Raw genomic sequence first — 11,479 nt, 5'->3', positions numbered from 1 at the left:
TTAGCGAACTGCTGCCATGGGCCATGGCTGAGCAGATCCGCTCGACCGCCGCCTGAAAGCAACCCCGTCGTCAAGAACGCTGTCCGCCGGACGGTTACATTTCGTCGGCTATTGCATAGAGAACGAGTCCGGTCGTGTGAGCTCAGCTATCGTGTCTTTCGATGCCAAATCCCGAGCGGGCATTACTCGGAGTGGTCGGCGCTACGTTTTGTCGGGCGAGCCAGGTTTCGACCAAGATGCCTTGCATGTGTGGAGCTTCTGGGCCCAACGCAACCGCGTTACTGAGACCAAGGACGTCAGCAGCGAGTACTGGGTGCATGCAAATAACAGAGCAGCTGGTCGGGGCCGCAGTAGCCGATGAGAGTCGCAGGAGGGAACCATGCCTGTATGGATTTCTACGCCATACGATACATCTGCCGACGCCGTTCTGAGGGAGTGGCGAGTGCTGCTGACTGACAGTGGCTCCAAGCACTTCGTTGGCGTATGCACGCGTACCGGTCCTTACCGGGTCAGTCCTCCCATCACGTCTTTCAACCCGGATACGCGGACAGGTGTAACCGAGCAGGGTCTTCGCTTTGTGCTGGCCGGCCCTCCAGGTCGTGAGACTGGGCTATGGCGACTGTTCTGGCTGGTGGCGACATGGGACAACAAAGTCTCAGGAACGAAAGACATTACGGGCGAGTATGTGTGGATGTAAGGCTGCACTATTGCTCTAGTGCAGTCCTCTTCGTGCCGCCATGGCTGCAGGAAGTGAAAGAGTGCGAACCAGGAGTTCCATCATGACGACAGCCATTGCAATGCAGGTATCTCGGAACAAGCAGAGGTATGTCGAAGAATGGCGCGTGCTTGAGACCTACCGCGGCGAGCGTCATCTTGTCGGCAGATTCTCAAACTCCGGCAGGTATTGGGCAAGCCCCCCAATCATTAGATTGGACTTCGCTTGCCAGAAAGGCTTCACAAGTGACGGGCGAGAGTATCTGTTGGTGCGCGGGCCTGGGCCCGTGGCCGCAGCTGAGTACTTCATCTCGCTATGTGCGGTGTTTGATGAGCGCCTCCTGACAACAAAGGACGTCACCGCAGAGCTATCTTTGTCTCGCCGTCAGGTCGGCCAACCCCGTGCCTGACTGCTGAGGCAGTGCGGCAACAGACGGCAGGAGTATTTCTTCGTCCGAAGTTGCATCTTGAACGAGTCTCGCGGGTCTTCCGCGCATCATCGAAGGCTGCCTTTGCTTGCCCCAACTTTCGGGTCGCCCTCTCGATACCAGCCCAGCTCTTCCGATTACTGTGCGGAGCCTGGGGCACCATGTTGGCAAGCGAAAAGCTCTGCGCCATTGCCGTGGGATTGGGCATGTCCCCGGCCGGTGCCATGTGCCATCGGTCGTAGCCTGAACCCTTGTAATCGTCGAGTTCGGCTCGTTCCGCTCGAGGCAGCCGAGCATCGGCGAAGAACTTATTTGTCCGTTCCTCATCCTGAGCATTGGCAACTTGCTCTGAATTTAGCCGCTCTGCTACATAGATTGGTGTTTTCGTCGTGCCGGAATGTAAGACGGTGAATGTCAAAGCAAAGGGCTCGTGCCTTCAAGTCTTGACCGTTCCGAACTTGCGGGATGGAGCCCTCTGCAAAAAAATTAGAGCAACCCTCAAAGCCCGTTGCTGCATAAGCGGTGGCGGTAACGCAAAGAAGAGTGGCGGCCGATGCGGCCAACCATGAGGCGAGGCGCATTGTCTTTATTCGTATAGTTATAAGCACCCCCCTGTACGAGGGCGAGGGGCTGGAAGTATAGTCGGCGCGCGCTCACTGCTACGAACGACCAGCCTAGCCCCCCTCATCAGGGGGGTTCATGATGAAGGGTGTACGACCGACATTGTGATTAGTTTGCCGTGGATAGCTTGAGTCTCAGCTTGCTGAAGTTCGCGCGACCGAAATCGCTAGCGTCAGCGAGAAAATTCAGGGGCTCATCGCGCAGTGTGAGCTTAAGCCCAGCGGAGAGTCCTGTCATGAAAGTTTCAGCAATATGACAAGCGCTCTGATTGAACAGCGGGCACCAGCCCTTTCGAACTCACCCAACTTTTAGGGGGTGCGTCCAATAGGGAAGGCTTGATACTCTCTTTTACTGGGTCAACACTCGTAGTGCTCTCGGACGGCCGCTGCTCCGGCAATCTGTCTGATGAGTCAATAAGGCTATAGAGCCAAGAATGATAAGAAATATTGCTTTGTTTGGGCGGTTTGTTGTAGTTGGTCTCCTGGGGTTCACAGCGGCAGCGCATGCCACAGAGGTAACTTTCGCAGGCTTGGCCTACTCGGGCGACGAGGCAAGTGTGACCTCTCGTTTCCCTTACTCACGACAATTCCAGGCAAGGCTCGGCTCGGGAACGTGGTCTGCGTATGCCCAGTTGCAACGAGCTCTCGCTGCGCTGCCGCCGGCTGACTTTACCGTGAATACAAAACCGATGGCCCAGCTTCAGGGGCAAGACCAGGTGGTGGTCCTATCGCTCGTTATCAATAACGAAACAGTGTCAGTTGAGCGCATTGGTGGGCTGCAGAAGCTTCTTACACAGATTCGGGGGCAAGCACTCTTCTTCGATTTCAAGTCGATGACCGTTCTGCGTTCTTACCCGCTGAGCTTTGCTGTTATCGACGTGCTGGACCATGAGCCCTCTGACGAGGAGAAGCTCAAGAGCGTTCAGACAGCCTACCTCGGTGCTGCCGGCAAGCCAGGCGTGTTCTCTCGCTTTGCTTACGAGGTCAGCAAGGCAAAGTTGCCAAACACGGTGCCCCGCTTTGTTCAGGTTGCCAAGGTGGAAATTGGCGACAAGGCAATGGAGAATCTTCCGGCTTCGCTGACCAGTACTCCAGGCACGGCGCAGACCTGGTTCGCTGACCTCCTGGCGGAGGCTATTTCCAGCAAGACGGATACCCCCATTCTGCCGTACAGCAAGGGGTATGCAATTGGAAACGTGATGTCGATGCGTATTGATGACAGCACGGTCTTCCAGTTGAAGATACCAACTGCTGACTACGAAATTACGCTCGATGTAGAGGGGCTAAAAAAGGTCAAGTATGGCGAGGCGCCTGCGGGCGCCAGCTACATCTATGCATCCTTTGCGTCGGTGCGCATGGAGCAACCGCTTGCTGCCAGGCCATTCTTGGACTCAAAGTTCAAGAATGGCGAAGTGAAGGTCGTTCCCGTGACGCAGCAATATGTCGATGATTTTCCAGCGTATTCCGACTCTGTGCGCGGGTTGTTCAACAAGCTTGGGGAGTCCCTGGCAGGCAAGTCGAGTGATTGGCTGAAATCATCTGCATCTGCCTCGGATATCAATAGTCAAGTGAAAGCCGCACAACAGGTACTCAAATCATGTCAATAGTTCGTTCCTTTTTTGCTGTTCTCCTATGTGTTATCAGCGTAGGTGCGATGGCCCAAGCCCAACAAGCACGAGGTAAAGCGTCGGTGACATACACCGCGCTCTTCGGCGGGGCACCGACTGAGGCGAAGACCAAGGCCTTGACCGACGCCCGCGTCAAGGCCGTCGAGACCTATTACGCGGAGGCCGGTGAGGCGGAGTCGGAGAACTTTGACGCCATCCGCGAGAAAGTGCTGGCCAACCCCGACCGGTACATTCTGGATACGACGGTGCTCAACGAAGAGGACCGTACGGACACAAAGACGTACTCGGTAACCGTTCGCGTCACTCTGAACGTGGCGCAATTGCGCAATGCGGTGAAGTCAAACTCGGCTACTGCGGCAACGCCTAAGGGCGAAAAATCTAAGCTGACGTTCCTTTTCGTGTCTCGTACTGTGGATTCCACGACGAGTTACGACGACCGAGTCTATAAGCGCGTGGACAGGTCCGTGAAGGCAAGTGGAAATTCCTCCGAAAGCCAGAACGGTACCGAAGGGGAATCGGTCGCTAGCGCGAAAATTTCGACGAACGCATCGGTCAACCGAAAGGCTTCCGTCAATCTGCAGTCATCCGCAACCTCCGAGACGGGAGGGAGTGTGACTCGTCGGGCGAGCGCGTCGACGTGGCGCCTGATTCCGAGTGCGAACCTGAACTCGGTCTTCACTGGGGTGTTCGGTAAGGGCGGCTTCAAGGTGCTGGAAGCTGGCTTTGTGGAACCGTACACCCACGGCAAGCTGCGTGTGGCGAACGTCGAGAACGACTACAAGAGCGGTAATGACCTGAAGACACAAACTTTGCAGGATGTGGTGGCCGGTCTCAAAATGGCGCAGATTCCCTACCTGGCATTTGGAACTCTCGACGTCGGCTTGGCTGACAAGGACCCGGCCACCGGCCTCATGCGAGTTGCTGTGACGGTCAACGCCAAAATTCTGGACGCTAGCAGTGCCATCCCGGAAAACGTCGCAACTGTTGGCCCTGTGCAATATGCCGGCGTCGGGGCGACGGAGGACGAAGCGCGCACGAACGCGCTGAAGTCGGCCGCTAATAGCGCGGCCCGCGAATTGATTAGCCAAGTCACCAACGTAGGCCTGAAGTAATCCACTTTCTGAGGAAATGCCCATGAAACGCACTCTAGTCGCTCTGTCTGTCGCCCTCACCGTTCTGACCCCGGTTGCCGCCCACGCGCAGTTTTCGGTTTCCAGCCTTATGGGTGGCAAGTCCAGCAGCGGTGGCGCTGACCTGACGGCTCAAAACGACGAACTGCTGCGCGGCTATGTAGCTGCTAGTAAGGACGTCCTCACGGCTCAGTCGAAGATGGCCGATGCATTGGGGATGAAGGATGAGGCGGTTAAGCTGCAGGCATCTGCTGACACGGTGTCCAACGGTGCAACGAAGGACAACCTTGCCGATGCTGACAAGCTGTTGACGGATACGGCAAAGGCTGTCGCCGAGAAGCTGAAGGCCAACCCGGCTTTGGGCGAGAAGGAGAAGGCCACGTTTGTTGCAGGCCTGGCCTCGCTGGGTTCGGGAATGGTCAAGTACGTTGGTCTGAAGGACAAGCTGGCTTCGTTCAAGAATGCGGTCACTACGGCATCGCCACTGGCTCTGACCAAACTTGGGACGGGGGTGTATATCGTGAAGAGCCTCCCCGATAGCGTCACGACCATGGGTGGCGCGCTCAGCAATGCTATCTCGTACGCCAAGGGCCGCGATATCCCGGTGCCGGCAGACGCCACCAAGGCTTTGTCTAATCTGTCGCTTAGCTAAGCTGCCGCAGGCTCGGGGAGAGTGCTTTGATGAAAGTTGCGTTTAAGGTCGGGGTACTCTGCCTCGTTGCAGGATTGGTCGCCTGCGGTCAAAAGACTGCGGAACCCGCCAAAGAGGCTTCCAAGGACGCCTCTGCGGCAGCAGCCCCCGTCGCTGCAGTTCCGGATGTCGGACGTCTGGAAACAGAGACGGTTCAGTCACAGGGAACAGGTGTCTCGCAGGGGGAAGCCATTGGTGACGCTTTGCGTCTTGCCATCATGGAAGTCAATGGAGCGGTGCTTGACATGAACTCCGCGCAGCTCAACTTCACCACAAACATTGCGGTTGGTAAGAATGAGTTGGACTTGCGTTCGTCGACGTTTGCCGAGATGGTGACGCAGCGGTCTGGTGGCGCGGTGACTGGCTTCAAGGTCTTAGAGTTGACCGAGCCTTCTAAGCCAGGCGGTCTCTATCGCATAAAAATTTCCGCATCGATTTCGAAATTTTCCGCGCCTGCTGACACTAAGAAAATCAAGGTGGCGGTCGCACCACTGCGCTACGACTCAAGCACCTTTGTTGTCGGTTCGACATCGGTCCCGGCCGAGAAGGTCGCCCAGGAGATTCGTCAGAAGGTGATTGACGGACTGGTCAACACTGGGCGCTTCGCTGTGGTCGACCGTGAGTTCCAGTCCGAAGTGCAAGGTGAACTGGACATGATTTCGTCCGGTCAGGCACCTTCTGCTGAAATTGCGAAGCTGGGGCAGGCAGTATCCGCCGACTTGCTCTGGGTCGGTCGCATCAGTTCGCTGGCTTACAACCGCCATGCTCGTAAGCTGCAAACCAGCGACCGCGAGCTGGTTAGCTATGACGGCGGATGGGCGCTGTCGCAACGCGTGCTAAATGTGGCAACCCGTCAAATCATGGTCTCCGATTCCGCACAGGGCACTGCACCGTCGATTGCACCGACTACGCTTGGGGCAACGGTGAATGGTGACGAGCTCCTGCAGAAGATGGAGTCCGACATGGCCGATTCGGTTGTGTCGACAATTGTCGCGCGGACCTTCCCGATTACCGTGCTTTCCCGCGACGGTGAAACGGTCGTGCTGAGTCAAGGCGGTAAGGCGGTGAAGGAGGGTATGCGGTATCGCCTTGCGAAGATTGGGGCGGAGATGAAGGACCCTCAGACTGGCCAGTCGCTGGGTCGCATGGAATCGCCCTGTTGCGAAGTCGTAATCGACAAAGTGCAACCGAACCTGTCCTACGGTCACCTTGAGAACGTCAAAATCAATATCGACGGCATTGCTCCTGGTGGCCTGCAGCTGCGTGAACAGGTAAAGAGCGCACCTAAGGCCGAGAGCCGCGTAGCTGAGGGTGAAAGCGGGCAGCAAGGCGAAAGCCAGAAGTCGTTGAAGACCGTGTCCGCGCAAGGAAAGCCTCACCGGGCAGAATCCCTTGCTCAGTCTCGTCCGGCGCAAGAGGCAGCTACCCAAGATAATAAGTGGTAGTACTCCAGTGATACCAAGAGCGCTCGATGCGAGGGCTCTTGGTTATCAAGCGTCCAACCGACGAAACCAGGTTACCACCTCTATCAGACAGTGAACTGAAGTTATCTCAGAGAAATTTAATCATGAAGCGTGGTTTTTTGTGCCTCTCTCTTGCCGTCGTGGTGGGACTCCCGTTCGCTGCGCGAGCTGAAGATTCGGGACTCACAAAGCAATTCGATACATGTATGAATAAGGCCGGTGGAGTTACCGCCGGCATGATTGACTGTATCGACGGCGAAGCTCAGCGTCAGGATGCGCGCCTGAATAAGGCATATAAGGCTCTGATGGGAGGCTTGCAATCGGAACGCAAGAAACAGCTACAGGATGCGCAGCGGAATTGGATTAAATTCCGTGATACCAACTGCAGTTTCTACTACGACCCGGATGGCGGCACCATGGCTCGGGTTAGCGCGAACGACTGCGTCATGACGATGACCGCCAGTCGCGCAAAAGAGCTCGAGAACCTACGGCAACAGTAATTTTGTTCGGACGGCACATTTCGATGTGCCGCGCCGACAAGTTGAGCAGTTAGATGACAACGAGCGCCCCTTGGCTACCGGGTACATCTGGGGGCGCTTCGTTCAGTACCGTGCCTTGCCCGTCGCGCGAGATGGCGTTCGCCCCTCCGCCTACTCTGTCCACTCAGCATCGACGTCCCGCATCAGGTGCCCCGCGAGAATGTAGTCCCCAAGACTGCTTGCCTTCACTTCCAATGCCGCTAGGTCATTTTCTGTCAGCCTGTCCAAATTGAATTGGCAGTACAGGTTTCGCTGGCGGAACGTCACCTTGGGGCGCCTGAGGCCGGCAATTAGCGCTACCCGCGAATTGACCGCTATGCTTTCGTGACCGCGATACTCGACGCGTATCCCAACCTCGTCGCCAAGGCGGCCGAGTTCAATGGCATCTTTCCACGCCGACTCGTAATCCAGCTCCACCACTGTTATCCCGTCGGTTTCGAGCAGACGCAGCGCTTCAGTCTTGCTCCTGGCGCATGCTGTCGTCACGGTGCTTCCTCCTTCACTTCATGTTGCGCGCGCTTGCCATTGTTGCGGTGCGGCGATGCACATACCCTAACCGCTGCCGCACGCTTGCGCAATCGCGATTTCGTTGCACGGGAACAAGTGCTTGGGGAAGAAACGTAAGCGGGCCAGATGGCCCGCTGGTGTCAGCTGTGCAAAGCTTGACGATGACAATGAAACGTCAGCATGTCTTGGCGGAGCGTCAATCCGCTATTGGGACACCGGGAAGGAACTCCACGCCAGTTCGCTTCACAAGTTCGCGGTAACTGATGGGTCGTCCAGCGCGTGCGGAATCTGAATTCTCAATCCAATGCGCCCAAGCGCGATGGGTTGTCGAGTCGTACACAAGCTTGAACAGGTATTGCGGCACCCACACTTGGTCCGGTCCAATGGTGGTTGGAGCCGCAGCCCCGAACACGGGCCCAGTGATGACGTACACATCCCCCTTGGCACGCCGGACGTATTTGCGCGTTGATTTCTCAATGCCTGCCCAGCTCTTCCTATTATTTTGTGGGGCTTGGGGCACCATATTGGCAAGTGAGAAGCTCTGCGCCATGGCCGTTGCATTCGGCATATCTCCAGCGGGCGCCATGTGGCCACGGTCATAGCCGGAGCTCTTATAGTCATCGAGCTCTGCGCGTTCTGCCCGGGGTAGTCGAGCATCAGCGAAGAAGCGGTTTGTCCGCTCCTCGTCCTGCGCGTCAGCGATTTGCTTTGCATTCAGCCGCTCAGCCACATAGACCGGCGTCTTCGTCGTGCCGGAATGCAATACGGCAAACGAATCAAAACACAGGGCGCGCCGCTTAAGGTTTTGGCTTCGGACCTGCGGGATAGCCCCTTGTGCAAAGAACTGCGGGCAACGGTCAAAGTCCGTTGCTGCTTGAACCGGGGCGGTAACGCTAAGGCAAATGGCGGCGGCTGCGGCCAGCCGTGAAACAAGATGCATTGATTCCTTCCTTTGGCTGTCTATCCCTTCCTGATTGCGAGGAAGGGGCCGGAAGGATAGCAGACACAAAGGGATAATTCAGCAGTTACCTAATCTCCCATGTAGAGGTTCGACTCGCAAAGTCAGTGAAAGCTTAGAAGAGTGCTGTACGATATGAGTCACCAACAAAGAAAAGGATATTTTAAATGGCCACATACAAACAACTGATTGCAGAGAAGGAAGCGCTCGATGCCCAATTGGTCGAGGTTCGCGCGACAGAAATCGCTGGCGTCATTGAGCAAATCCAGACTTTGATGGCGTAGCGAGGGATACCAGAACGTGTTTCATCAAAGAACCCCTTCCTTCAATGTAGAGGCGACCGAGTTGCAGGAAAAATGCAAGAACCACGAACAAGGGAAAGCAACGGCATCGTGAACATGCCGCCCCCATAGGGGGGCAATGCGCTGCATGACCTCGGAGCCGGTCTGCCAGACCGCATGATGTGTAGCGTACCTACGCCGAATGCATGTCCTGTGTTAGCCAACCAGCTAGAATGCCCTCGCCCAATCTCGCTGCCTGTGCCTGCTGCCGCTTCAATTCCCCCACCATTTCAACGTCGAAGACGACTGCGGGTCAACAGCGTTCTCGAGGTTCATTTGGTCTAGTCCGAAATATGGGTAGCGCACGGGTTCAGCATTGAGATACCGTAAGGCGCACGCACGCCGCAGTCCACGGGGCGGCGTGATTTGCGCAGTGCATTCCCCTGTGGTCCTAGCTGGACCTGCCATTGCGCGCATGCTGGATTTCCTGCGTCCAGGAGAACGGCCGAAGCTCATCGTCCAGCTCGGTTTGGAATGCGTGGTTGGTGTAGTTGCTCAGTGTTGTGATTGCGATAGCCAGAATGATGTCTAGCACATTCGTCTGCCTGTAACCCGCTGCCAGGAACGCGTTGAGTTCGTTCGAACTTAGTCGTCCCCGATGGTTGAACATTGCACGCGTGAAATTCACGAGTGCGCAGAGCTTGGTATCCGATAACGGCTTACCAGCGCGAATCGCCTCGACCACTTCAGGAGGCGCTTTTGCAACGGCGACGGCGATTCCACTATGTGTTGCCACACAATATGGGCAGTCGTTAACCACTGAAAGCACTAAAAACACAACTTCCTGCTCGATTAGTGTGAGGGAAGACTCTTGGCGAAACCTTTGAGTGCTGTCGAGATAAGCTTCAAGCAGTCCTGGCGCATTGGCCATGGCTGCGTACATATGTGGGATGCAGTCAACCTCAAGCTGAACACTGGCGAGGATTCCTCGAACATCGACGGGTGCTGTCTCGGCGGTGATGAGTGGCAGAGAGAGGTGAGCAAAGTTCTTCTCGCTCAAGGCGGGTACCTCCCACCAAGAAAGTTCCGCGAGCCGAGCGCCGTTTTCGAGGCCGCCTAGAAATTGCCCCATACTTGATTCTTTCGTCTCTCTACGACGGCGCGTCGACACCACCGACGATAGTCGGGCAAGTTTTTGCAGTGTAGCAACCGGCTTCGCTAGGCGCTCCGCGTAACGTCCATGTCCCGAGAGACCAAAGGACGAGCAAACGCACAAGCGCGGTGCGGCCGGGCTTTGGAAATCGCAGAGACAAGCACCTGCGTACGCCGGAGATGGCGCGCTATAAGACGCTACTGACGGGGTATCGAGGGCGTAAGGTGGAAGCAAGTGTCCATAGGCGCCGGCTGTTCTTGGCTAACTATCTGCTGCCCCGGACACAATGCAGCCCACGATGAGGTGGGCAGTACTTCTATTTAATTCTTGCTACAACATAGGGCAACATTTGACCGATTGCAATCCCATTGCCTCCTTCCTCACATCAACGTAAGCGCATAAGCAAAATGCGGCTTTGGTGGAAGAGGCAGCAGCGGCGGCAGCATCGCTGGACGAGCAGAGTAAACGACTTCGTGATGCTGTTTCAGTGTTCAGGCTGGGAGCCGAGCAAGCACGCACGTCAAATGGGCCAGAAGGCGGACGGGCATTCGGCTCGCTCTCTTCGGCATCTTCCTTCGCGTGAGACTGGCATTCGCCACCGAGGACAACATCGGTGGTGCGCCCCCGCTGCAGTCCCACGGGGCGGCATGATTTGCGTAGTGCGTTAGCGGGTGAAGGAAATGCATCGTGGGCTGATGCCTCTGTGACATGCGTCCCTAACTACCGTTCTCCTTCGAATGCCCGTTTCTGGCTACCGCAGAGTTCTGCGTTAGCACCCTGACGAGTGGAATTGGGATGGGCTACTTGCTGGTGCGAACTGTACCCAACCACATCCCAGAAGAAAAAACAGTCGAAGCTCTGGCACCCGTCGCGCGCAGAAGGCGTCATCGGGGCAGCGTCTGCACTCTCGCGACTCGCCTCGCTTACGGAGTGCTGGTGGTCAGATTCCGCGCAGAATTGTGTGGAGGCGCCTTGTTTGCGGCGTGGTTGCTTGCCATGAGTGGGAAATGACCGCTCACGCGGCATGCCGCGCAGGGGTCATCGTCGGCTTGTCGACAGCCGGCGGAAACACGCGCCAGCAGCCGTCATCGTGCCTAAAGAAAAACAACGCACGCAAGCCAGCCGGTTGCACGGTCTCGACGCATACATAGCGTCTCCGGCCCAGTTGGGTACGACTGAATTCAATTACGCGAACCAGCACAGTTGGACCAGGCGAGAGCCATTTTTCGACTTGGCAACGTAAGGACTGCTGCTCATTCGTGCGTTTCATTTCCCACTCCATCGCCCCCGGTTCCTGCATGCTGAACAGGACAGGGCCAACAATTGTCAGAATCGCCTACGAGGGTAATCATCCGAACGTGAAGCGC

The 11,479-nt window shown here is 56.5% G+C and carries 9 protein-coding genes and 2 pseudogenes; 6 read left to right on the top strand and 5 right to left on the bottom strand.

All coding sequences use genetic code 11. The features are described 5' to 3' along the window. Window positions 1-1,239 precede the first annotated feature (1,239 nt). Window positions 1,240-1,723: pseudogene (locus tag RM96_RS36810) on the bottom strand (DNA/RNA non-specific endonuclease); the annotation flags it as partial. Window positions 1,724-2,196: 473 nt separating this feature from the next. Between RM96_RS36810 and RM96_RS07125 the strand changes: the two are divergent. From RM96_RS07125 to RM96_RS07105, 5 genes are all read left to right on the top strand, one after another. Next, complete coding sequence (locus RM96_RS07125; RefSeq protein WP_039009232.1) at window positions 2,197-3,369, top strand: hypothetical protein; 1,173 nt, start codon at window positions 2,197-2,199, stop codon at window positions 3,367-3,369. Continuing rightward, on the top strand, window positions 3,360-4,502 hold the full coding sequence (locus RM96_RS07120) for a hypothetical protein (RefSeq protein WP_039009230.1): 1,143 nt from the start codon (window positions 3,360-3,362) through the stop codon (window positions 4,500-4,502). Before RM96_RS07125 ends, RM96_RS07120 begins: the two co-directional genes overlap by 10 nt. Window positions 4,503-4,524: 22 nt before the next feature. Then, window positions 4,525-5,172, top strand: coding sequence for a hypothetical protein (locus tag RM96_RS07115; protein WP_039009228.1), 648 nt, complete (start codon window positions 4,525-4,527; stop codon window positions 5,170-5,172). 29 nt (window positions 5,173-5,201) lie between these two features. Then, window positions 5,202-6,656 carry a CsgG/HfaB family protein gene (locus RM96_RS07110; protein WP_052279355.1) on the top strand — a complete coding sequence of 485 codons (1,455 nt, stop codon included), beginning with the start codon at window positions 5,202-5,204 and terminating at the stop codon, window positions 6,654-6,656. 122 nt (window positions 6,657-6,778) lie between these two features. Continuing rightward, the gene (locus RM96_RS07105; RefSeq protein ID WP_039009226.1) at window positions 6,779-7,174 is read left to right on the top strand and encodes a lysozyme inhibitor LprI family protein; all 396 of its coding nucleotides are present in this window, start codon (window positions 6,779-6,781) and stop codon (window positions 7,172-7,174) included. Window positions 7,175-7,324: 150 nt separating this feature from the next. Here RM96_RS07105 and RM96_RS07100 read toward each other — a convergent pair whose 3' ends face one another. Beyond that, window positions 7,325-7,699: a PHA-granule associated protein 4 gene (locus RM96_RS07100; protein WP_039009224.1), complete on the bottom strand. Its 375-nt coding sequence runs from the start codon at window positions 7,697-7,699 to the stop codon at window positions 7,325-7,327. Window positions 7,700-7,916: 217 nt separating this feature from the next. After that, window positions 7,917-8,660, bottom strand: coding sequence for a DNA/RNA non-specific endonuclease (locus RM96_RS07095; protein ID WP_039009222.1), 744 nt, complete (start codon window positions 8,658-8,660; stop codon window positions 7,917-7,919). A gap of 185 nt (window positions 8,661-8,845) precedes the next feature. Here RM96_RS07095 and RM96_RS07090 point away from each other — a divergent pair. Next, a pseudogene (locus RM96_RS07090) lies at window positions 8,846-8,959 on the top strand (DNA-binding protein); the annotation flags it as partial. Between the two features lie 451 nt (window positions 8,960-9,410). Here the strand turns inward: RM96_RS07090 and RM96_RS07085 are convergent. Together RM96_RS07085 and RM96_RS36805 are read right to left on the bottom strand one after the other, a co-directional pair. Next, window positions 9,411-10,019: a carboxymuconolactone decarboxylase family protein gene (locus RM96_RS07085; protein ID WP_052279356.1), complete on the bottom strand. Its 609-nt coding sequence runs from the start codon at window positions 10,017-10,019 to the stop codon at window positions 9,411-9,413. 1,108 nt (window positions 10,020-11,127) lie between these two features. Continuing rightward, complete coding sequence (locus RM96_RS36805; RefSeq protein WP_082016444.1) at window positions 11,128-11,382, bottom strand: hypothetical protein; 255 nt, start codon at window positions 11,380-11,382, stop codon at window positions 11,128-11,130. Window positions 11,383-11,479: the final 97 nt, after the last annotated feature.

This window comes from Cupriavidus sp. IDO, from assembly GCF_000812465.1.
In the GTDB taxonomy this organism is placed as follows: Bacteria; Pseudomonadota; Gammaproteobacteria; order Burkholderiales; family Burkholderiaceae; genus Cupriavidus.
This window is presented reverse-complemented; position numbering and strand designations above follow the sequence as displayed.